The 20,111-nt window shown below is 73.8% G+C and carries 20 protein-coding genes and 1 pseudogene; 10 read left to right on the top strand and 11 right to left on the bottom strand.

Annotation, left to right across the window (positions count from 1 at the left end; translation table 11 throughout):
• Nucleotides 1-86 precede the first annotated feature (86 nt).
• Nucleotides 87-635 carry a DUF4190 domain-containing protein gene (locus ACIBTV_RS26235; RefSeq protein WP_396709086.1) on the top strand — a complete coding sequence of 183 codons (549 nt, stop codon included), beginning with the start codon at nucleotides 87-89 and terminating at the stop codon, nucleotides 633-635.
• 24 nt (nucleotides 636-659) lie between these two features.
• Here ACIBTV_RS26235 and ACIBTV_RS26240 read toward each other — a convergent pair whose 3' ends face one another.
• A complete protein-coding gene (locus ACIBTV_RS26240) occupies nucleotides 660-1,616 on the bottom strand; it encodes an HpcH/HpaI aldolase/citrate lyase family protein (protein ID WP_396709088.1) in 957 nt (318 codons plus the stop codon).
• Nucleotides 1,617-1,739: 123 nt separating this feature from the next.
• Here ACIBTV_RS26240 and ACIBTV_RS26245 point away from each other — a divergent pair, with 123 nt between their 5' ends.
• Nucleotides 1,740-2,564 carry an SDR family NAD(P)-dependent oxidoreductase gene (locus tag ACIBTV_RS26245; RefSeq protein ID WP_396709187.1) on the top strand — a complete coding sequence of 275 codons (825 nt, stop codon included), beginning with the start codon at nucleotides 1,740-1,742 and terminating at the stop codon, nucleotides 2,562-2,564.
• Between the two features lie 22 nt (nucleotides 2,565-2,586).
• Here ACIBTV_RS26245 and ACIBTV_RS26250 read toward each other — a convergent pair whose 3' ends face one another.
• The gene (locus ACIBTV_RS26250) at nucleotides 2,587-4,791 is read right to left on the bottom strand and encodes an APC family permease (RefSeq protein WP_396709090.1); all 2,205 of its coding nucleotides are present in this window, start codon (nucleotides 4,789-4,791) and stop codon (nucleotides 2,587-2,589) included.
• A gap of 174 nt (nucleotides 4,792-4,965) precedes the next feature.
• Nucleotides 4,966-5,916 (bottom strand): DMT family transporter, encoded by a 951-nt coding sequence (locus ACIBTV_RS26255; RefSeq protein ID WP_396709092.1) that lies wholly within the window; start codon nucleotides 5,914-5,916, stop codon nucleotides 4,966-4,968.
• 104 nt (nucleotides 5,917-6,020) lie between these two features.
• Here ACIBTV_RS26255 and ACIBTV_RS26260 point away from each other — a divergent pair.
• A pseudogene (locus ACIBTV_RS26260) lies at nucleotides 6,021-6,524 on the top strand (HAD family hydrolase); the annotation flags it as partial.
• Between the two features lie 202 nt (nucleotides 6,525-6,726).
• Here ACIBTV_RS26260 and ACIBTV_RS26265 read toward each other — a convergent pair.
• Both ACIBTV_RS26265 and ACIBTV_RS26270 read right to left on the bottom strand, forming a co-directional pair.
• Nucleotides 6,727-7,239: a hypothetical protein gene (locus tag ACIBTV_RS26265; RefSeq protein WP_396709094.1), complete on the bottom strand. Its 513-nt coding sequence runs from the start codon at nucleotides 7,237-7,239 to the stop codon at nucleotides 6,727-6,729.
• A 59-nt stretch (nucleotides 7,240-7,298) separates the two neighbouring features.
• Nucleotides 7,299-8,168, bottom strand: coding sequence for a PhzF family phenazine biosynthesis protein (locus ACIBTV_RS26270; protein WP_396709096.1), 870 nt, complete (start codon nucleotides 8,166-8,168; stop codon nucleotides 7,299-7,301).
• Nucleotides 8,169-8,201: 33 nt separating this feature from the next.
• Here ACIBTV_RS26270 and ACIBTV_RS26275 point away from each other — a divergent pair, with 33 nt between their 5' ends.
• The 3 genes from ACIBTV_RS26275 to ACIBTV_RS26285 all read left to right on the top strand — a co-directional run bounded on the left by ACIBTV_RS26275 (nucleotide 8,202) and on the right by ACIBTV_RS26285 (nucleotide 11,404).
• A complete protein-coding gene (locus ACIBTV_RS26275; RefSeq protein ID WP_396709098.1) occupies nucleotides 8,202-9,488 on the top strand; it encodes a magnesium transporter MgtE N-terminal domain-containing protein in 1,287 nt (428 codons plus the stop codon).
• The gene (locus ACIBTV_RS26280) at nucleotides 9,481-10,089 is read left to right on the top strand and encodes a DUF1003 domain-containing protein (protein WP_396709100.1); all 609 of its coding nucleotides are present in this window, start codon (nucleotides 9,481-9,483) and stop codon (nucleotides 10,087-10,089) included. Before ACIBTV_RS26275 ends, ACIBTV_RS26280 begins: the two co-directional genes overlap by 8 nt.
• Nucleotides 10,090-10,255: 166 nt before the next feature.
• A complete protein-coding gene (locus tag ACIBTV_RS26285) occupies nucleotides 10,256-11,404 on the top strand; it encodes an Mrp/NBP35 family ATP-binding protein (protein WP_396709102.1) in 1,149 nt (382 codons plus the stop codon).
• Nucleotides 11,405-11,456: 52 nt separating this feature from the next.
• Here ACIBTV_RS26285 and ACIBTV_RS26290 read toward each other — a convergent pair whose 3' ends face one another.
• Together ACIBTV_RS26290 and ACIBTV_RS26295 are read right to left on the bottom strand one after the other, a co-directional pair.
• Complete coding sequence (locus ACIBTV_RS26290) at nucleotides 11,457-11,876, bottom strand: preprotein translocase subunit TatB (protein WP_396709103.1); 420 nt, start codon at nucleotides 11,874-11,876, stop codon at nucleotides 11,457-11,459.
• 76 nt (nucleotides 11,877-11,952) lie between these two features.
• On the bottom strand, nucleotides 11,953-13,287 hold the full coding sequence (locus ACIBTV_RS26295; protein WP_396709189.1) for a S1C family serine protease: 1,335 nt from the start codon (nucleotides 13,285-13,287) through the stop codon (nucleotides 11,953-11,955).
• 263 nt (nucleotides 13,288-13,550) lie between these two features.
• Between ACIBTV_RS26295 and ACIBTV_RS26300 the strand changes: the two genes are divergently transcribed.
• A complete protein-coding gene (locus tag ACIBTV_RS26300) occupies nucleotides 13,551-14,159 on the top strand; it encodes an O-methyltransferase (protein ID WP_396709191.1) in 609 nt (202 codons plus the stop codon).
• 49 nt (nucleotides 14,160-14,208) lie between these two features.
• Here ACIBTV_RS26300 and ACIBTV_RS26305 read toward each other — a convergent pair whose 3' ends face one another.
• Together ACIBTV_RS26305 and ACIBTV_RS26310 are read right to left on the bottom strand one after the other, a co-directional pair.
• Nucleotides 14,209-15,684: a leucyl aminopeptidase family protein gene (locus ACIBTV_RS26305; protein WP_396709105.1), complete on the bottom strand. Its 1,476-nt coding sequence runs from the start codon at nucleotides 15,682-15,684 to the stop codon at nucleotides 14,209-14,211.
• A 148-nt stretch (nucleotides 15,685-15,832) separates the two neighbouring features.
• Nucleotides 15,833-16,000 carry a DUF3117 domain-containing protein gene (locus ACIBTV_RS26310; protein ID WP_007455245.1) on the bottom strand — a complete coding sequence of 56 codons (168 nt, stop codon included), beginning with the start codon at nucleotides 15,998-16,000 and terminating at the stop codon, nucleotides 15,833-15,835.
• Between the two features lie 189 nt (nucleotides 16,001-16,189).
• Here ACIBTV_RS26310 and ACIBTV_RS26315 point away from each other — a divergent pair, with 189 nt between their 5' ends.
• Both ACIBTV_RS26315 and ACIBTV_RS26320 read left to right on the top strand, forming a co-directional pair.
• Nucleotides 16,190-17,008, top strand: a complete 819-nt coding sequence (locus ACIBTV_RS26315; protein WP_091592633.1) for a PaaX family transcriptional regulator C-terminal domain-containing protein — start codon at nucleotides 16,190-16,192, stop codon at nucleotides 17,006-17,008.
• A gap of 4 nt (nucleotides 17,009-17,012) precedes the next feature.
• Nucleotides 17,013-17,804: an enoyl-CoA hydratase-related protein gene (locus ACIBTV_RS26320; RefSeq protein ID WP_396709107.1), complete on the top strand. Its 792-nt coding sequence runs from the start codon at nucleotides 17,013-17,015 to the stop codon at nucleotides 17,802-17,804.
• Between the two features lie 22 nt (nucleotides 17,805-17,826).
• On the opposite strand, the gene ACIBTV_RS26325 is transcribed toward ACIBTV_RS26320, so the two are convergent.
• Together ACIBTV_RS26325 and ACIBTV_RS26330 are read right to left on the bottom strand one after the other, a co-directional pair.
• Complete coding sequence (locus ACIBTV_RS26325) at nucleotides 17,827-18,447, bottom strand: hypothetical protein (protein WP_396709108.1); 621 nt, start codon at nucleotides 18,445-18,447, stop codon at nucleotides 17,827-17,829.
• A gap of 13 nt (nucleotides 18,448-18,460) precedes the next feature.
• The gene (locus ACIBTV_RS26330; RefSeq protein WP_396709109.1) at nucleotides 18,461-19,042 is read right to left on the bottom strand and encodes a DNA-3-methyladenine glycosylase I; all 582 of its coding nucleotides are present in this window, start codon (nucleotides 19,040-19,042) and stop codon (nucleotides 18,461-18,463) included.
• A gap of 141 nt (nucleotides 19,043-19,183) precedes the next feature.
• On the opposite strand from ACIBTV_RS26330, the gene ACIBTV_RS26335 reads away from it, so the two are divergent.
• The gene (locus tag ACIBTV_RS26335; protein ID WP_396709111.1) at nucleotides 19,184-20,077 is read left to right on the top strand and encodes a sterol desaturase family protein; all 894 of its coding nucleotides are present in this window, start codon (nucleotides 19,184-19,186) and stop codon (nucleotides 20,075-20,077) included.
• The last annotated feature ends 34 nt before the right edge of the window (nucleotides 20,078-20,111 follow it).

Genomic DNA, 20,111 nt, shown 5'->3' on the forward strand with positions numbered 1-20,111 from the left:
CAACGCGGCACCCGGGAGCAGGGACATCCGGTTTACCCGCCGCTGGCTACCCTGACGGCGCATCCCCTTCCGACGGAGAGAAGCGCATGACATATCCCCCGCCGCCCGGCGGCTGGAACGACCCGGCGTGGTCGGGCCAGCAGTCGAGCCCGCCGGTCGACCCGACGCTGTCGGTCAGCGGACAGCCGGTGCCCACCCAGCCCGGCCCGGTCGACCCGTACGCGCCGGTCGACCCGTACGCCACCGCCCAACAGCCGGTCGACCCGTACGCCACCGCCCAACAGCCGCCGACCACCGCCCCGTACGCCCTGCCGGGCTATCCGGCGGTGGCCCCGGTCGCGGGTTACCCGGGTTACGGCTACCCCCCGGCGCAGCCGAAGACCAACGGGCTGGCGGTCGCCGCCCTGATCCTGTCGCTGATCGGACTGACGTCCTGCGTCACCGCGCCGGTGGGCGCGATCCTCGGCCACGTCGCGCAGAAGCAGATCCGGCAGACCGGTGAGGGCGGCGCGGGGATGGCCAAGGCCGCCATCATCGTCGGTTGGATCCTCACCGCACTGCTGATCCTGCTGATCATCTTCTACGGCGCGCTGATCGCGTGGGCGATCACGGAGGGCGACAGCACCGGCTACTGACCGGCGAATCCCCCGCCGGCGGGGTCACTCCGCCGGCGGGGTGAAGGTGGAGGTCCGCCGCATCCCGGCGGCGCGGCCCTTCGCGGCGATCACCAGGGCCATCTTGCGGGAGGCCTCGTCGATCATCTCATCGCCGAGCATCACGGCGCCCAGCTTGCCGCCGGCCTCGGAGGTGTAGTGCTCGTACGCGTCGAGGATCAGCTCGGCGTGGTCGTAGTCGGCCTGCGCCGGCGAGTAGACCTCGTTCGCCGCGTCGATCTGACCCGGGTGCAGCACCCACTTGCCGTCGAAGCCGAGCGCGGCCGAACGCCTGGCCACCTCGCGGAACGCGTCCACGTCGCGGATCTGGAGGAACGGGCCGTCGATGGCCTGCTTGTCGTGCATCCGGGCGGCCATCAGGATCCGCATCAGGATGTAGTGGTAGGGGTCGCCCGGGTAGTCGGGGATGAGCGCGCCGACCACCAGCGACTTCATGTTGATCGAGGCCATGAAGTCGGCCGGGCCGAAGATGATGGTCTCCACCCGGGGTGAGGCTGCGGCGATCTCGTCCACGTTGACCAGACCGGCGGCGTTCTCGATCTGCGCCTCGATGCCGATCCGGCCGACCTCCAGGCCGAGCGTCTTCTCCAGCTGGGTGAGGGTGAGGTCCAGCCACTGCACCTGGGCGGCGTTCTGCACCTTCGGCAGCATCACACAGTCGAGGTTGGCGCCGGCGCCCTCGACGACCTCGATGACGTCCCGGTAGGTCCACGGGGTGGTCAGGTCGTTGACCCGGACCACGCGGGTCTTGCCGGCCCAGTCACCCTCGTTGAGCGCCGCCACGATGTTCTTGCGCGCGTCCGGCTTCGCCAGCGGGGCGACCGCGTCCTCCAAGTCGAGGAAGACCTGATCGGCGGGGAGGCCCTGGGCCTTGCCGAGCATCTTGACGCTGGAACCCGGTACCGCGAGGCAGGACCGGCGGGGGCGACCGACTGCGGTCATGGATGCGCTCCTTCCGACGTCCGGCGCACGCGCCGACGCCAGCCGACGAAGACCTGGAACTCAACGATCCCCAAGGTGGTTACGCCACGGTAACCTCGCGCCATGACCGGGGTGAATGGAGCTGTGGAAGATCTCACTGGCCGGCGGCTCGTGGTGGTGACCGGCGCCAGTTCGGGCATCGGCCTGGCCACGGCCGTCGACCTTGCCCGGCGCGGTGACCAGGTGGTACTCGTCGGGCGGGACCCGGCCCGGTTGCAGGCTGCCGGTGATCGGGTGCGCGACGCGTCCGGTGAGCGGCCCGAGCTGTTCCGGGCCGACTTCGCCGTGCTGGACGACGTGCGCCGGCTGGCCGAGAAGCTGCGGGCCGCGTACGACCGGGTCGACGTGCTCATCAACAACGCCGGAGCGATCGTGCTGCGGCCGGCGACCACCGTGGACGGGTTCGAACTCACCATCCAGGCCAACCATCTCGCCCCGTTCCTGCTCAGCAACCTGCTGCGGGACCGGGTCGGCCGCCTGCTGGTGACCGCGTCCGGCGCGCACCGCAGTGGCGCGTTGGACCCGGACGACCTGAACGCGGCGCTGCGCCGGTACCGGCCACTGTCCGCGTACGGCACGAGCAAGCAGGCGAACATCCTGTTCGCCGCCGAGGCGGCCCGGCGCTGGCCGACGGTGCCCGCGCACTCCTTCCACCCCGGAGTGGTCCGGACCCGGTTCGGCAACGACAGCCGGCTGGTCGCCCTCGGCATGCGGGTCATGCCGTTCCGCAGCCCCGAGCGGGGGGCCGAGACGCTGATCTGGCTCGCCAACACCGACCCGGCGCGGCTGGTCGACGGCGGCTACTACTACAACCGGCGGCTGCGGCGACCGCTGCGCAAGGCGAGCGATCCCCGGCTCGCCGCCCGACTCTGGTCGGCCAGCGCCAAGGCGGTCGGCCTGGCGGAGTGAGACCCGCACCGGCACCGCCCGGTCAGTCGTCCAGGTGGACCGGCAGATTGGTCACCACGACGCCCGGCAGCGGTCGCAGCGCCCGCCGCAGCCGCTGCTCGGTCCGGCTGTGCAGCGGCCGGTACCGCCGGCCGCGTACCACCACCTCCGGCACGACCACGGTGAGCAGCACGTCCGGCCGGGAGGCGTGCAGCGCCTCCAGGTAGTGGGCCAGCGGCCCGATCACCGCCCGGTACGGCGACACGATCGCCTCCAGCCGGACGTGGTCCCCCCACGCTGTCCACTGCTCACGGAACCGGTCCGCCTCGGCGTCCTCCGGCGCGATGTGCACGGCGAGGGTCGGCTGGCCCAGCGACACCGCGTACGCGAGGGCCCGCAGCTCGGCCCGGTTCAGCCGGGCGACCGGCACCACCACCAGGTGCCGGACCTGCTGGGGCAGCTCCTGGGCCTCGGCCGGCGCGCCCGGCTCGGCGGCGCCGGGCAGCGGCGCGAGCGCCATGGGCGGTCGGCCGCCGTTCGGCGACGGATGCAGCGACAGCGACTCGTCCACCAGCCGGTAGTGCCGGTGGATGCCCAGCGCCAACAGCACCAGCAGCGGTACGGCGACCACCACCACCCAGGCGCCCTCGTGGAACTTGGTGAAGGCGGCGGTCACCAGCACCAGGCCGGAGAGGGTCGCGCCGAGGGCGTTGACGCTGGCGCGGCGGCGCCAGCCCGATCCGCGCCGTCGACGCCAGTGCACCACCATGCCGGCCTGGGAGAGGGTGAACGCGAGGAACACCCCGACCGCGTAGAGCGGGATCAGCGCCTGGGTATGGCCACCGAAGGTCACGAACACCAGCCCCGCCGCGAGCGCCAGCGCGATCAGCCCGTCGCTGAAGGCCAGCCGATCCCCCATGTGCAGGAACCGCCGTGGCGCGTGGCCGGCCCGGGCCATGAAGAACAGCAGCCGGGGGAAGCCGGCGAACGCGGTGTTGGCCGCCAGCAGCAGGATCAGCGCGGTCGCCGCCTGCACCAGGCCGTACCACGGGCCGGTGGGGAAGGTGGCCCGGGCGAGTTGGGACAGCAGCGTCACCTCCCGCGCGGGCACCAGGCCGTTGAGGTGGATCAGCAGAGTGAGCCCGACGAAGAGCACCACCAGCATGCCGACCATCCAACCGAGGGTGGTGCGGGCGTTGCGCCACTCCGGTCGCCGGAAGGCGGGCACCGCGTTCGACACGGCCTCGATGCCGGTCATCGACACCGCGCCCGAGGCGAAGGCCCGCAGCACCAGCACCAGGCCCAGACCCTCGGTGACCGGAACGGGCGGCGGGCCGACCGGCGCGAAGCCCCGGGCGCCGGCCCGCACGTATCCGACGACGAGCACGGCGAGCAGCGCGAACACGAAGGCGTACGTGGGCCAGACGAACAGGTTGCCCGCCGCGCGTACGCCCCGCAGGTTACCGGCGAGCAGCAGGGCGATCGTCAGCACGCCGAGCGGCACGGCGTAGCCGGACAGGCTCGGTATCGCGGAGGTGACCGCGTGGACCCCGGCCGCCACCGACACCGCCACCGTGAGCACGTAGTCCACCATCAGGCCGGCGGCCGCGGCGAGCCCGGGTCGGACGCCGAGGTTGTCGGTCGCCACCACGTACGAGCCGGCGCCGTGCGGGTAGGCGACCACCGTCTGCCGGTACGAGACACCGACGGCCACCATCAGCACCGCCAGGACGGCGGCCAGCGGAAGGGACAGCCCCAGCGCGCCGCTGCCGGCGAGCACCAGCACGGCCAGCATCGCCTCCGGCCCGTACGCGACGGAGCTGAGCAGGTCGGAGGAGAGCACCGGGAGGGCGACCAGCTTGCGCATCCGCTCGTAGACGACGGCGCTGCTGCGTAGCGGCGGCCCGAGGACCACCCGCCGGATCCGGTTCAGTCCCCGCCCGGGCCGGGTGCGGGGCGCGGTGGCCGGTTCGGCCGCGACCAGTTCGCCGGGGTCACCGACCTGGAACATCGCGATCGGGGCGAGCCGACCGAACCGGCCGGGAACGGTCCGGCCCGGGTACCGCCCGAGCGTGGGGTCGACCGGTAACTCGCCGTCGGGCCGGGGCGGCGAGGCCGCGTACCACTGCTCGCCGATCCGGCGCAGCGCCGCCAGCTCCCGCTCGGCCAGCGGCGGGAACTCGGCCGACGGGGTGACGACGGGCCCCGCCTCACCATCCCCGTCCGCCTCGCCGTCGCGCCGCCCCATCTCCGACCTTTCTCGCGCTGCCTCCTCCGCACTGTCACCGAAAGCGTCCCGATGGGTGGCGGAATGGCGACTCTTGCGCGGGAAAGTGCCCCTACCGAGGTGGGGTGGCCCGGCCGGTGGCTGCGCGACCGGTCAGCGGTCGGCGCCTCCGCCACCGACGGTCGACCCGGCGGGTCAGTCCGGGGCCGCGGCGGCGTCGGCGGGGACCGGCTCGGTGCGACGGCCGGCGCGGGCGCCGCCGAGCACCACCACGGCCACGCCGACGAGCAGCAGCGCGAGCCCCGGCAGGGCGAGGGTGCGGGGCAGCTGGCCGAGCCAGACCCAGCCGATCAGGGCGGCGCCCGGCGCCTCCAGCAGGATCAGCACGCTGACCGTGGTGGCCGAGACCCGGCGCAGCGCGTAGTTGAACATGGAGTGCCCCAGCAGCTGGGCGCCCACCACCAGGGCCAGGATGGCCAACCACGTCCGGTCGTCGAAGCCGGCCAGCGGCACCCCGCCCACCAGGCAGACGACCAGCAGGATCAGCGAGCAGACGCCGTAGCAGATCGTGGTGTACGTGGTGGTGCTGATGCTGACGCGGGCCCGCTCCCCGAACGCGGTGTAGATCGCGGCGAAGAGTCCACCGGTCACCGCGAGCAGGTCACCGGCGAACGCCCGGCCGGAGACCGCGAAGTCGGCTCCGGTGGCGACCACCGCCCCGGCGACCGCCACCCCGATGCCGAGCCACACCACCGGCGGGAGGCGGCGACCCTGCCCCCGGGCGATCAGCCCCTGCCAGACCGGCTGGGTGGCGCCGAGCGCGGTCGCGGCGGCCACCGAGGTGAGCTGGGCGCTCGGCATCCAGGTGGCGAAGTGGGCGGCGAGCGCGACGCCGGCGAGCACGCAGTACCAGCCCTCCCGCCGCCCGGCGCCCACGGTCAGCGCCCGGAGTTCGGCCCGCCGCCGGGTCGCCGAGATCGGGCCGAGCACGCCGACCGCGAGCAGGTTGCGCCAGAACGCGACGGCCAGGGCGGGCGCGGCCGCGTACGCGACCAGCGGCGCGGACGACGAGACGGCGACGACGGCCAGGGCCAGCGCACCGGTGGTCACCGGGTCGATGGGCGGGCGATGCTGAACTGCGGACACGGAGAGCAATCCTCACACGACCCGGACCGCCACTGACCGTCAGCACTTCGTTACGATCATGCGGTCCGCGCCGGCGACACCCCCACGCCCGGAGGCGCTCCCCCATGCCCAGCTACCAGGCCGTGCTCTTCGACTTCTTCGGCACGCTGACCCGCTCCGTCCAGCGCGGGGCGGCCCACGCCGACGTCGCCGACCTGCTGGGCTGCTCCCCCGAGACGCTCACCGACGTGCTCGACCGGACGTTCTACGAACGCGCCACCGGCCAACTCGGCAACGACGAGGCGACGATGCGCTGGGTGTGCGCGCGGGCCGGCGTACACCCGTCGGACGACGTGGTGCGCGCGGCCGTGGCGTCCCGCCACCGGGCCGTACGCGCGGACACCCGGCTGCGCCCCGACGCGGTGTCGACGTTGGCGGCGCTGCATCGCCGCGGTCTGCGTACGGGGGTGATCAGCGACTGCACGTACGAGCTTCCGGCCTTCCTGCCGCGGCTGCCGGTCGCGCCGCTGCTGGACGTCCGGGTCTTCTCGGTGCAGGTGGGCCGCTGCAAGCCGGACCCGGAGCTCTACCTGGCGGCGTGCCGCCGACTCGGGCTCGCCCCACAGGACTGCCTCTACGTCGGCGACGGCGGCAGCCAGGAGCTGACCGGGGCGGAGCGGGCCGGGTTGGGCGCCGCCCGGCTGGCCGCGCCCGACCTGGCCGAGCACATGGTCTTCAACGCCGACCTGGACTGGACCGGCCCGGTGCTCGGCTCGCTGCACGAGGTGCTCGACCTGGTCGACGCCGGCCCGACCGTCGACGCGCTGCCGGTCAGCGACGGCGCACCCGGTGCAACCGGAACGGTTTGCGCGCCGCCCGCACCGCCGGTGTCTCCCGCGGCGGCTCGGCTCGCGAGTCGGACGGCAGGGCGTCGCCGGCGAGCGGCTCGCCAGCCGGGGTGAGCCGGTTCAGCGCGCAGCCCTCGTCGGCCCACCGCCGCACCAGGTCGGCGCTCGGCCCGGGCGCGTTCAGCCGCTTCGCCGCGACCAGCGGCGCCAACGTGTCCCACTCCTCGGTGCCCGGTAGCACCCGGCTGACCTGCGCCGGCCAGGTCACGATCGCCCCGCCGTGGTCGCCGCGCATGGTGACCTCGGCCCGGGTCGCGTCGGCGAGCCCCGGGGCGGCCTGCTCCCCCGGGCCGCTGACCACGAGCACCGTCCCGTCCAGGGTCGCGCACCACAGCGCGACCGCGGGGCCGCCCGACGCGCTCACCCAGGCCACCGCGGCCTTCTTGATCACCTCGTCGACCAGGGGCGTGCTGGCCCGCCCGTCCTCGTCCGTCACGACGGCATCCTCTCCCACCGGGCCCGGTCCCGTCTGCGGTGCGTCCCGACCGGTCCCGGTCAGCCGAGGAACGGCGGGACCATGATCTCGCCCCGGGCCACCGGGACGACCTGCCCGGACACGGTTGCGCCCACCGCCGCACCGCTCGCCGCCGTCACCGTGCAGGCCAGCGAGGACGGTCGGTTGATCTCGATGCCCTGCCGCACGGTGTACGTGGATCGGGCGTCACCGGGCAGCAGGCCGCTCGCCACCAGCCAGACGCCGAGACCCAGCGCCGCGGAGCCGGTCGCCGGGTCCTCCGGTATGCCGAGCCCCGGGACGAAGACCCGGGCGTGCGCGGTTTGCGTCTCGGCGTTCCAGGAGAAGACGCTGACGTGCTCCACCCCGTACCGCTGTGCCGCCGCCGCGTTCGGCCGTGCCCGGGCCACCGCGTCGGGACGGACCGGTAGGTACGGGAACTCCAGCCCGCACCCGGCCACCCGCGGCGCCGGGCCGACGTGGTCGGCCGAGGTGAGACCCGCGATCTCCAGCAGCGGCTCCGGGTCCAGCTCGGGGCCGAGCGTCGGGCCGCCGCCGGTCAGCGTGGCCCCGGTCGGGGTGACCTCGACGGGCAGCACCCCCGCACCGCACTCCTGCAGGACCCGTCCCGCCGCGAACAGGCCCCGGCGGCTCGCGGTGACCGCGGCCCCGACGCTGGGATGGCCGGCGAACGGCAACTCCGTCACCGGGGTGAAGATCCGGGCCCGGTAGGTGGCGCCGACCTGGGTGGGCGACAGCACGAACACCGTCTCGGAGAGGTTGAACTCCAGCGCGAGCGCCTGCATCTGATCGGTGGCCACTGCTTCCGCCCCGAAGACCACCGCCAGCGGGTTGCCGGCGAACGGGCGATCGGTGAAGACGTCCACGATCTCGTAGGCCAAGGTCGACATGCTGATAAACACTAGGCGCTTAGGCTGGTGGCCGTGAGTACCCCGACCCGGGTCTACATCGCCCGTCTCGCCGGAGTCGCTGTCTTCGACCCGAACGGCGACCAGGTGGGCCGGGTCCGCGACGCCGTGGCGCGGCAGCGTCCGACGCAACGCCCGCCCGAGGTGGTCGGGCTGGTCGCGGAGATGCCGCCGCGCCGGCGCATCTTTCTCTCGATCAACCGGATCACCTCGATCGACGCCGACGCGGTCGTGCTCGGCACCGGCACGCTCAACCTGCGCCGCTTCGAGAAGCGCCCCAACGAGCTGCTAGTGCTCCAGGAACTGCTCGACCGGCGGGTGCAGGTCGACGCGACCGGCCGGGCCGGCACGGTGGTGGACGTGGCGATGGAGTGCAGCCGGGGCGGCGAGTGGTCGCTGACGCGGGTCGCGGTCCGCGAGCAGACCGGCCGACTCACCCGCCGTGGCCACCTGCACGAGGTCGACTGGGATCGGGTACGCGGGCTGAGCGGCATCGCCGCCGACCGGGGCACCGCCAACCTTCTCGCGGTGCTGGAGGACATGCGCCCCGCCGACCTGGCCAACGCGTTGCAGGACCTGCCGGACGCCCGGCGCAACGAGCTCGCCGCGGCGCTGGACGACGAGCGGCTGGCGGACGTGCTCAGCGAGCTGCCCGAGCACGACCAGGTGGAGATCCTCGCCGCGCTGGACCGGGAGCGGGCCGCCGACATCCTGGAGGAGATGGACCCGGACGACGCCGCCGACCTGCTCAGCGAGCTTCCCCCGCCGGAGCAGGACGTGCTGCTCGACCTGATGCAGCCGGACGAGGCCGACCCGGTGCGGCAGCTGCTCAAGTACACGCCGGGAACGGCGGGCAGCGTCATGACCTCCGAACCGGTGATCCTGCCGCCGGACGCGACCGTCGCCGAGGCGCTCGCCCGCATCCGCGAGCCGCAGCTCTCGCCGGCGGTGGCCGCGCAGGTCTTCGTCGCCAGGGCACCGATGACCACACCCACCGGCCGCTACCTGGGGATGGTCCACTTCCAACGGCTGCTGCGGGAGCCGCCGGCCGACCTGCTCGGCGGTGTCGTGGTCAACGACATCGACCCCCTCCGGCCGACCACCCCGCTGCCCGAGATCACCCGCCGGATGGCCACGTACGACCTGGTCGCCATGCCCGTGATCGACCGGAACAACCGCCTGGTCGGCGCGGTGACCGTGGACGACGTGCTGGACCACTCGCTGCCCCGGGACTGGCGGGACCGGGACGCGGTCGCCGCCCCGGAGGTCGTCGAGGAGACGTTGGACGGCACCGATGGCTGAGCAGCGGCGGGCGCAGCGGCTGGACCAGCCACGGGACGCCCGGGGCGTCAAGCTGCCCCGCTTCGACCCGGAGGCCTTCGGCCGCTGGTCGGAGGGGATCGCGCGGAGCATGGGCACCGCGAACTTCATCGTCTACATGACGCTGGTGATCGGGATCTGGTTCGGCTGGAACACGCTCGCGCCGCCGTCGCTGCGCTTCGACCCGTACACCTTCACCTTCCTCACGCTGGTGCTGTCGTTGCAGGCCAGCTACGCCGCGCCGCTGATCCTGCTGGCACAGAACCGGCAGGCCGACCGAGACCGGGTGGCGCTGGAGGAAGACCGGCGACGGGCGACCGCGCAGAAGGCGGACACCGAGTACCTGGCGCGGGAGATCGCCGCGCTGCGGATCGCGATGGGCGAGGTCGCCACCCGGGACTTCCTCCGCACCGAGCTGGCCCGGCTGGCCGAGGAGTTGGACGAGGCGGGCCAGCGCCGGCAGCGGCTCGAACGGCGCCAGCAGGACAAGCAGGACCGCCCGACGCGGTCAGGCGGCGAGGGCCTGGACGAGCCCCGGGACGAGGTGGACAGCGACCTCGGCCGGGAAGCCGGAACGCTGTGAACGCCGCGCGCCTCAAGGGGCCAGGCGAGCGGCGTTCGTCTCGATCGTCCCACTTCGTCGGGTGGCCGTCCAGCCCTCGCTGAACGGGCCACCCGCGGCCATCGATTCGCTCACACCACCCCCGGTGAACGAGGAGGCGGATCACCGCCGACGTAGCATTGCCGTCATGTCAGCACCCGTCAGCACCGTCGAGGACGCGATCCAGGCCGCCCTGGCCACCGTCAACGACCCGGAGATCCGCCGGCCCATCACCGAGCTGGGCATGGTCCGGTCCGCCGTGGTCGGCGCGGACGGCGTGGTACGGGTCGAGCTGCTGCTCACCGTCGCGGGCTGCCCGCTGAAGGACAAGCTGCGGGCGGACATCACCGCAGCCGTCGGCGCGGTTCCCGGCGTCACCGGTGTGGAGATCGAGTTCGGGGTGATGAGCCCTGAGCAGCGCCAGTCGCTGCAGGCGACGCTGCGCGGCGGCACCGCCTCCGCCGAGCCGGTCATCCCGTTCGCCCAGCCCGGCTCCCGCACCCGCGTGTACGCGGTGGCCAGCGGCAAGGGCGGCGTCGGCAAGTCCAGCGTGACGGTCAACCTGGCCGCGGCCCTGGCCGCCCGGGGGCTCTCCGTCGGCGTGGTCGACGCAGACATCTACGGCCACTCGGTGCCCCGGATGCTCGGCGCCGACGGTCGGCCGACCCGGGTCGAGGACATGATCATGCCGCCGCAGTCGCACGGCGTGAAGGTCATCTCGATCGGCATGTTCACCGCCGGCAACGCCGCCGTGGTGTGGCGCGGGCCGATGCTGCACCGGGCGCTGCAGCAGTTCCTCGCCGACGTCTACTGGGGCGACCTGGACGTGCTCCTGCTCGACCTGCCCCCGGGCACCGGTGACGTGGCCATCTCGCTGGCGCAGCTGCTGCCCAACTCGGAGATCCTGGTGGTGACCACCCCGCAGGCCGCCGCGGCCGAGGTGGCCGAGCGGGCCGGCGCCATCGCGCTGCAGACCCACCAGCGCGTGGTCGGTGTGATCGAGAACATGTCCTGGCTCGAACTGCCCGACGGCTCCCGCATGGAGATCTTCGGTGCCGGCGGTGGCGAGACGGTGGCCGAGTCGCTGAGCCGGACCATCGGCGCCCAGGTGCCGCTGCTCGGTCAGATCCCGCTCGACACCCGGGTACGCGAGGCCGGCGACGCCGGGAGCCCGATCGTGCTGGCCGAGCCCGAGTCGCCGGCCGCGCAGGCGCTGGGTGGGATCGCGGACCGTCTCGCCGTCCGGCGCGAGTCGCTGCTCGGCAAGCCCCTCGGTCTCAAGCCCGCCGGTCGCTGACCCCCGCCAACCCCGGCCGCGCCGCCCCGGCGCGGCCGGACCGGGCGCGCGGTCAGGTGGCGTCGTCGTAGCTGGTGCGGGGCGCGGGCGCGGGAGCGCCCCCGGTGGCGGTCGTGGAGCGGCTTCCCGACCGCAGGTCGGCCGCCGCGGCCACGTCCTTCAGGTCGTTGTGCACGCCGGTGACGTCCGCGCGGAGGTTGTCGTAGACGCCCTGCAAGGGCTTCCGGATCGCCTGCTCGTCCTCCTCGCTGAGCAGGTGCTTGCGGATGAACGCCTTGGGGTGCAGGTCTTCCAGCTGGATGTCGGTGCCGAGCTCACGACTCAGGTCGCCGGTGGCGTTGCGGGCCATGTTGCGCAGGTTGCGCACCAGGCGCAGTCCGTCGTTGATGACCGCGGGCAGCCGGTCACCGAAGATCAGCAGCGCCAGGAGCAGCAGCGCACCGATCTCCCACCAGTTCAGGTTCTCGAACATCCGGCGGGCCTCCTCTCGGCATCCGTGGCAAGACTACGCACGAGGAGGGCGCGCCGGGGAGGGGGTGACGAGGTCGTCACTTCGCATCGGCCGCGAGGGTCACCGAGGCATTCTGTCGGCTCGATCCCCTGCGGTACTCGACGGTGACCACCGAGCCGGGCGCGAACTTGCGGACGAGGGCGATGAGGTCGCTCGGTTCGCTCATCGGCCGGCCGTTCAGCCGCAGGATCACGTCGCCGGCCCGCAGCCCCGCGTCGGCGGCCGGCCCGGACGGCTCGACCGCCGCGAGGCGTACGCCGCCGCCGGCCACGCCCGCCCCCGGGCCGCCGACCTGCGCGCCGATGACCGTACGCCGGGCCTTGCCGGTGCCGATGATGTCCTGGGTCACCCGCTTGGCCTGGTTGATCGGGATGGCGAAGGCCAAGCCGATGTTGCCCGCCTCCTGCCCCTCCGACACCAGCGACTTGATCGTCGAGTTCACCCCGACCACGCGGCCGGCACCGTCGACCAGTGGCCCGCCGGAGTTGCCGTGGTTGACCGCCGCGTCGGTCTGGATCGCCGCGTAGTAGCGGACCGGGCCGCCGGGCTCACCGGCCTGCATCGTCCGGTCCAGGGCGCTCACGATGCCGGCGGTGACCGTGTTGGCCAGCGACAGCGGCGAGCCGATCGCCAGGACCGGGTCGCCGACGGCGAGCGCGTCGGAGTCGCCGAACTCCACCGGCCGCAGCCCGGTCCGGTCGACCTTGATCACGGCGATGTCGGACTCCGGGTCCTGGCCGACCAGGGTGGCGGGCGCGGAGGTGCCGTCGTTGAAGATCACCGACGCCTTGCCGGTGCCGCCGGCCACCACGTGGTCGTTCGTGATCACATGCCCGTCGGAGCTGACGATGAAACCGGAGCCCTCGCTCGTGCCGCCGAGGCTGCTGACCCGGACCGTCACCACGCTGGGCAGGACCCGTTCGGCGACACCGGCCAACGACTCCGGCTTGCGTTGGGCCAGCCCGGGCGCCTGGCCGGGGTCGGCGCCCAGCACGGTGGTGGAACCGACGCCGCCGCGGACGGCGAACGCGTAGCCGAGCGCCCCGCCCAGCGCGCCCGCGAGCAACGCCGTGACCAGCGGTATCAGCACCAGGTGTCGGAGTACCGGCCGGCCGGGTGCGTCCGGGTCGCTGACCGGCTCGGGCTGCGTGCCGGCGTCGACCGCCGCGGGTACGACGACAGCGGCCGGCGCCGCCGGGTCCCGCCACGGGTCGGCCAACGCGTCGGACCACCAGGGCGAGACGGCACCGCCCCCGGCGCTGCCCGGCGCGCCCGTTACCGGTGCCGTGCCCGGCCCCGGCGTGCCCGCCGGAGTCGCGGCATCACCGGGCCGGCGCCAGTCCCAGCCGTCGGTCACGTCGGTGCCTCCCAGTCCGTCCCCCGGATCCCGCGCCGCACGGCCCGGCGACAGCTCCGCCCGGGCCGCGACTGGCGGGACACCGCTTCCAGGATTGCACGGATGTCCGGGTTCGGGTCAGCGGTTGCCGCCCGCGTGATCCAGTGGACGGACGCGCGGCTGCGCCGCCGACACGCCGCCTCTAGGCTCATAGCGCCAACCCACCCCTCGCACCACGCGCCGCCCGGAGGTGCCCCATCGCCACGGTCGCCGGTTCCGGCAGTTCGACGAGCCCGGCCCTGCACTTCGCCGAGCAGTACGCCGCCGAGGACCTCGTCCTGCGCACCGCCCGCAGTCTGGCCCGCGAGGTGGGCCTCGACGCGGTGACGCCGGGCTCGGGTGCCGCGCTGCGGCTGCTCGCCGCCGCCGGCAACGCCCGTGCCGTCGTGGAGATCGGCACCGGCACCGGCGTCAGCGGGGTGTGGCTGCTGCGCGGCATGCGCGCCGACGGCGTACTCACCACCATCGACGTCGAGGTGGAGCACCAGCGGATCGCCCGACGGATCTTCGCCGAGGCGGGCTTCGCGGCGGGCCGGACCCGGATCATCACCGGCCGGGCGCTCGACGTGCTTCCGCGGCTCGCCGACGGAGCGTACGACCTGGTCTTCGTCGACGCCGAGGCGACCGGCTTCCACGCCTGCGTGGAAGCCGCGCTGCGGCTGCTGCGCCCCGGCGGGGTGCTCGTGCTCAACGGCGCGCTGGCCGGCGGCCGGATCGGCGACCCGGCGGCCCGGGACGCGGAGACGGTGACCGTCCGGGAGACGATCAAGGCTATCCGGGAGTCGGAGCACTGGATCCCGGCGCTGCTCCCGGTCGGGCAGGGGCTGCTCGCCGCCGTCAAGTGCTGAGCCGCCCCGGCGGACCACGGGTCCGCCGGGGTCGGGCACCGTCGGCCGTTCAGCCCAGGGTGGCCAGCCAGCGCAGCAGGGACCGTACGCCCCAGCCGGTCGCGCCCCTGGTGAGCTCGGCGTCGTCGCCCTCGGCCCACGACGGCGCGGACATGTCCACGTGGACCCAGCGGTCCCGCAGCTCGCCGGTGAACTCGCGCAGGTAGAGCGCGGCGACCACGGACCCGGCGCCCTGGGCCGGGGCGCTGTAGAGGTCGGCCAGGTCGCTGCCCAGGTGCTCGACGTAGTCCGCGGGCAGCGGCATCCGCCAGGCCGACTCGCCGGCTGCCTCGACGGCCGCCAGCAGGTCGGCGGCGAGTTGGTCGTTCTCGCTGTAGAGGGCGCCCGTGCGCTTGCCGAGGGCCACCGCGTTCGCGCCGGTCAGCGTCGCCAGGTCGACCAGCAGGTCCGGCTGGAGTTCCTGCGCGGCGTAGGCGAGGGCGTCGGCCAGCACCAGCCGCCCCTCGGCGTCGGAGTTGGTGGTCTCGCTGGTCACCCCGCCGTAGTGCCGGACGATGTCGCCGGGGCGGAACGCCGACCCGCTGACCATGTTCTCGGCGAGCGGGGCGAGCGTGGTGACGCGGACCGGCAGCCGCAGAGCCGCCGCGCCGAGGGCGGCGCCGACCACTGCCGCGGCGCCCGCCATGTCCTTGCGCATGAGCTTCATCGCCGGCACCGGCTTGATCGAGATGCCGCCGGTGTCGAAGGTGATGCCCTTGCCGACCAGCACCACGTGCGTGGTCGCGCCGGCCGGGTGCCAGTCGAGCTCGACCAGGCGGGGGCCGCTGGCCGATCCGCCGCCGACGGCGAGGATCCCGCCGAAGCCCTCGGCGGCCAGGGCGGCGGGCTCGCGTACGCGCAGGTGCAGGTCGGGCACGCCGGCGGCCTGCTCGGCCACCTGCTCGGCGAACCACTCCGGGTTCTTGACCGAGGAGGGCGTGTTGGTCAGGTCGCGGGCCCAACGCGTCAACCGGGCGGTGGTCCGCGCCGTCTCGACCACGCCGTGGTGGGCGCCCGGGTCGGCCACGAGCAGGTCGACACCGGTGAGCGCGGGCGCCGGGCCGGCCTCGGTCAGCCGGAAGCGGTAGGAGGCGAGCAGCAGCCCTTCGGTGAGCCCTCGGACGGCCGCCGTGGACACGTCCACCGGGAGCGCGATGGTGATGTGCGTCTCATCGGCGGCGGTACGCGCCAACGCGGCACCGGCCCGCCGCCAGTCCGCTTCGGCGCCGGCGCCGATCCCGGCCAGGACCAGGACACCCGGCGTACGACCCGGGCGCAGATGGGTGCGGGTCTCGCCGGCGCGGCCGGTGAGCCGGGCCGCCGGGGCCAGCGCGGTGGCCTCGTCGGCGACCCCGTCGGGGAGCGTCACCGCGGCGGCCAACGGCACGGCCGGGGCGTCGTCGCCCGCCTCCGTCGCGGCCGGTCGGACGGGCAGGACGAGCGTGTCGAGCCGCTCGGGCTCGGTTACCAGCCGGATCGCGAGCACGCGGGACCGTACCTCCAGGAAAGGGTTTCGCGGAGCCGGGACGCTCCCGGTGCTCCGCGCCGGTGAAGCCCTGAGCCACCGGCAGCGGCCGGTGGCTCAGGGTATGACGAACCGTCGGGGCGGCCCGTGCCGCCCGCACCGGTCCAGATCAGCCGGCGGCCGCCTTCAGCGCGTCACCGAGCGCGTTGGCCTCGTCCGGAGTCATCTCGACGACGAGCCGGCCACCGCCCTCCAGCGGGACTCGCATGACGATGCCCCGGCCCTCCTTGGTGACTTCCAGCGGACCGTCGCCCGTCCGCGGCTTCATCGCCGCCATGTTGTCTCCCCTCAGACCTACACCAGGGTCGGTGGGTTGCCCCACAGCCACTTCGTCACGACCACCCGCAACCGCCGCGGGGTGTCGACCAACGATTTTCCCTGATGAACACCGCCGGACCCAAACCGAAGCACCATTGATGTAACAGCATCTAGCTTATCTTGAGAAGGCCTGTCACAATGTGCGGTCATGCAGGCACGGTCGGCACTCTTCGACCTGTACGGCGACCACCTCCGACCCCGGGGTGGCCGCGCACCGGTCGCCGCCCTGGTCAAACTCCTGGCACCGCTCGGCATCGCCCCGCCGGCCGTGCGCACCGCGGTCTCCCGGATGGTCCGCCAGGGCTGGCTCGACCCGCTGCGGCTGGCGTCAGGCCCGGGATATTCGATCACACCCAAGGCGGCACGGCGTCTGGACGAGGCCGCCGCCCGGATCTACCGCACCGGCCGGGTCAGCTGGGACGGCCGGTTCGACCTCCTGGTGCTGGAGGCCCCCACCTCCCGCCGGGAGCGCCAGCGCCTCTCCGCCAACCTGAGCTTCCTGGGTTACGGCACCCTCGACGAGTGCACCTGGGTGGCCACCCGCCCCGGTGAGGACGTGGATCTGCTGCTCGCCGAGGCGGGCGTGCGCTACGAGCGGTTCACCGCCGCGCACGCCGCCGGCACGCCGGGGGCGATGGGCGTCGTGCGGCGGGCCTGGGACCTGGCCGAGATCGGCCGGGCGTACGAACGCTTCGTCGCCGAGCAGCGCCCGTTGCTGAGCGCCGTGACCGTGCGCAGCGGGGACGAGGAGGCGTACGCCGCCCGGTTCCGACTGGTGCACGCGTGGCGTACGTTCCTGTTCCGGGATCCGCAACTCCCCCCGGCGCTCCTCCCCGAGCGGTGGCCCGGCACCGCCGCCGCCAGTTTCTTCGACCGGCACGCGGCGCGGCTGCGGCCGGCCGCCGACCGGTACGTCGAGCAGTGCCTCGACGCCGGCAACCGTCTCGCCCGACAGAAGGGTCGTTGAACAAGTGACCGAGCCGCTGCTCGTCGACCGGACCGACGCCGTCGTCACGCTCACGCTGAACCGCCCGAAGGCGATGAACGCGCTCGACGTGGCCCTCAAGGAGGCGCTCCGGGACACCCTGGCCGAGCTGGAGAGCGACCGGACGTGCCGGGCCGTGGTGCTCGCCGGCGCGGGCGGGTCGTTCAGCGCCGGGCAGGACCTTCGCGAGCACGTGGCGACCCTGGAGTCGGCCTCCGACGACCCACTGGCGACCGTCCGGGCGCACTACAACCCGATCGCCGCCCGGCTGGCCAACCTGCCGAAGCCGGTGGTCGCCGCCGTACGCGGGATGGCCGCCGGCGCCGGTGCCTCGCTGGCCTTCCTCGCCGACATCCGCATCGGTGGACCGAGCACGAGCTTCCTGATGGCGTTCGCCAAGGTCGGGTTGGCCGCCGACACGGCCGCCTCGTGGACCCTGCCCCGGCTGGTCGGTCACGCCAAGGCGGTGGAGCTGCTCATGCTGGCCGAGCCGGTGGGCGCGGAGGAGGCGTGCCGGCTCGGGCTCCTGAACCGCCTGACGGACGACGACGAGCAGGTGCTGCCGGCCGCGCAGGAGCTGGCCGCCCGCCTCGCCGCCGGTCCCACCGTCGCGTACGGGGCGATCAAGCGGCAGCTCTCCATCGCCGACGCCGGCACCCTCGCGGACGCGCTGGCCGCCGAGGCGCAGGCGCAGGCGATCTGCGGTGCCACGACCGACCACCGGGCCGCGACGATGGCGTTCGTCGGCAAGCAGAGGCCCGTCTTCGAGGGCCGCTGACCCGGCGGCCGGCCGGGCGGGGTCAGTCGTCCTCCTCCGGATCCTGGTTGGCCTCGGCGCCGAGCACGAACGCCTGCATCGCCAACTCGTCGCCGGCGGGCGAGACGAACGCGGGCAGCTCGCGGGGGCCGAGCTCCTGCACGTAGGCCCAGAACAGGCGGACCGCCTCGGCCGGCGAGTCGGCCTCGATCGGCAGGTCGAGGCTGACCAGCCAGGTGCGACGCGGCGGCGGCGGGCCGAGGCGGTCGGCCAGCGCCCGGTAGGCGGCCGGGTCGAGCGCGGTGACCGGCCCGTCGAGGTCGAGCTGGTCGGCCGGCACCGGCTCGTCGAAGGACCGCCGGGTGTACGCCACGACCAGCGCCGCCTCCCGGTCGGACTGCGGGTCCTCCGGGTCGTCCGGATGCGCGCCGCTCGACGTGGTGACCCGCCCCAGCGCGACCAGCCGCAGCGGTTCGTCGACCAGCACCGCCACCTCGTCGCCGGCACGGGGACGGCCGGTCTCACCGAGCCCGGTCAGCTCCAGGGTGTCGTGGTGGACGAGCCGCTCGGCGTCGTAGCGGCCGGGGGGCAGCAGGACGGCCCAGGCGGCGGTGCCGGCCGGTCGGCTCGTCCCGTTCGCCCGGTGTGCGGTGTCGGTCGTCATGCCCACCATCCCATCACGCCGTGCCGGTCGGCTCGACGTGGCAGCCGTCAAGATGGTCGTCGACCATTCCGGTGGCCTGCATCAGCGCGTAGGCCGTGGTCGGGCCGACGAACCGGAAGCCGCGCTTCTTGAGCGACTTGGCCATCGCCGTGGACTCCGGGGTGATGGCCGGCACCTGCGCGAACGAGGTCGGTCGGCTCGGCCGGGGCGCCGGGGCGAACGACCAGAGCAGCGCGGAGAGGCCCTCGGGCAGCTCGGCGGCGGCCCGAGCGTTGGCGATCGCCGCCTCGATCTTGGCCCGGTTGCGCACGATGCCGGCGTCGGCGAGCAGCCGGGTCACGTCAGCGTCGCCGTAGCCGGCCACGGTCGGGATGCGGAACTCGTCGAAGGCCAGCCGGAACGCGGGCCGCTTGCGCAGGATCGTCAACCACGACAGCCCGGACTGGAACGCCTCCAGCGTCATCCGCTCGTAGAGCGCGTCGTCGCCGTGCAACGGCCGGCCCCACTCGGTGTCGTGATAGACGGCGTAGTCGGGGGTGCTCGCCCCCCACGCGCAACGCGGCAGCCCGTCGGCGCCGATCACCAGGTCACTCACGGCGTCCACGCTAGGCCACACCTCCGACGCCCCCATTGCCTCGGGCGTCGAAGGGTGCCTATGGTGCTGGTTACCGACCGGTAGGGGCATGGCCGTCGATGGACGGAGTCGTGCCCCGGCACCGACCGCGGGAGGCGGCCCATGAAGGAGTTCCCGGACATCATCGCCTGGTCGATCCCGGCCTTCCTGCTGCTGATCGTGCTGGAACGGATCTCGTACCTGCTGCACCGCGACGACGACGAGATGGGCTACGGCGGCGCGGACACGGCGACCAGCCTGGCGATGGGGCTCGGCAGTGTCTTCACCGACCTGCTCTGGAAGGTGCCGGTCGCGGCCGCGTACGCGCTGCTCTACGCCCTCACCCCGCTGCGGGTCGCCGAGCTGTGGTGGAGCTGGCCGCTGATCCTGCTCGCCCAGGACTTCTGCTACTACTGGTCACACCGCGGCCACCACGTCATCCGGATCCTCTGGGCGTCGCACGTGGTCCACCACTCCTCCGAGCGGTTCAACCTCTCGACCGCGCTGCGCCAGCCGTGGACCGGCCTGACCAGCTGGGTCTTCTACATCCCGCTGATCCTGGTCGGGGTGCACCCGGCCGTGGTCGCGTTCGCCGGCTCGGTGAACCTGCTCTACCAGTTCTGGATCCACACCGAGCGGATCGACAAGCTGCCCCGCTGGTACGAGGCCGTGTTCAACACCCCGTCGCACCACCGCGTCCACCACGCCTCACAGGGCGGCTATCTGGACCGCAACTTCGGCGGCATCCTGATCGTCTGGGACCGACTGTTCGGCACGTTCGCTCCGGAGGGCGAGCGCTGCGTCTACGGCCTCACGAAGAACATCGGCACCTACAACCCGGTGCGGGTGGCGTTCCACGAGTACGTCTCGATCGCCCGTGACCTGCGGGCCGCGGCGACCTGGCGGCACCGCGTCGGGCACCTGTTCCGCTCACCGGGCTGGCAGCCCACACCGTCGGGCGATCCGGTGGCCGCGCCGGCGAGCCCGGCGACGGAGGGCGCCGCGCCGGTCCGGTGAGGTGCCGACGGACGGCCCGGTGCGGCAGCGCCCC

The organism is Micromonospora sp. NPDC049366, from assembly GCF_044466625.1.
Lineage (GTDB): Bacteria > Actinomycetota > Actinomycetes > Mycobacteriales > Micromonosporaceae > Micromonospora.

Bases quoted from the DNA above. Each gene is read 5' to 3' on its own strand.
- ACIBTV_RS26235 (WP_396709086.1), top strand. From the start codon at position 87: ATGACATATCCCCCGCCGCCCGGCGGCTGGAACGACCCGGCGTGGTCG.
- ACIBTV_RS26240 (WP_396709088.1), bottom strand. From the start codon at position 1,616: ATGACCGCAGTCGGTCGCCCCCGCCGGTCCTGCCTCGCGGTACCGGGT.
- ACIBTV_RS26250 (WP_396709090.1), bottom strand. From the start codon at position 4,791: ATGGGGCGGCGCGACGGCGAGGCGGACGGGGATGGTGAGGCGGGGCCC.
- ACIBTV_RS26270 (WP_396709096.1), bottom strand. From the start codon at position 8,168: ATGTCGACCTTGGCCTACGAGATCGTGGACGTCTTCACCGATCGCCCG.
- ACIBTV_RS26280 (WP_396709100.1), top strand. From the start codon at position 9,481: ATGGCTGAGCAGCGGCGGGCGCAGCGGCTGGACCAGCCACGGGACGCC.
- ACIBTV_RS26285 (WP_396709102.1), top strand. From the start codon at position 10,256: ATGTCAGCACCCGTCAGCACCGTCGAGGACGCGATCCAGGCCGCCCTG.
- ACIBTV_RS26290 (WP_396709103.1), bottom strand. From the start codon at position 11,876: ATGTTCGAGAACCTGAACTGGTGGGAGATCGGTGCGCTGCTGCTCCTG.
- ACIBTV_RS26310 (WP_007455245.1), bottom strand. From the start codon at position 16,000: ATGGCGGCGATGAAGCCGCGGACGGGCGACGGTCCGCTGGAAGTCACC.
- ACIBTV_RS26315 (WP_091592633.1), top strand. From the start codon at position 16,190: ATGCAGGCACGGTCGGCACTCTTCGACCTGTACGGCGACCACCTCCGA.
- ACIBTV_RS26325 (WP_396709108.1), bottom strand. From the start codon at position 18,447: ATGACGACCGACACCGCACACCGGGCGAACGGGACGAGCCGACCGGCC.
- ACIBTV_RS26335 (WP_396709111.1), top strand. From the start codon at position 19,184: ATGAAGGAGTTCCCGGACATCATCGCCTGGTCGATCCCGGCCTTCCTG.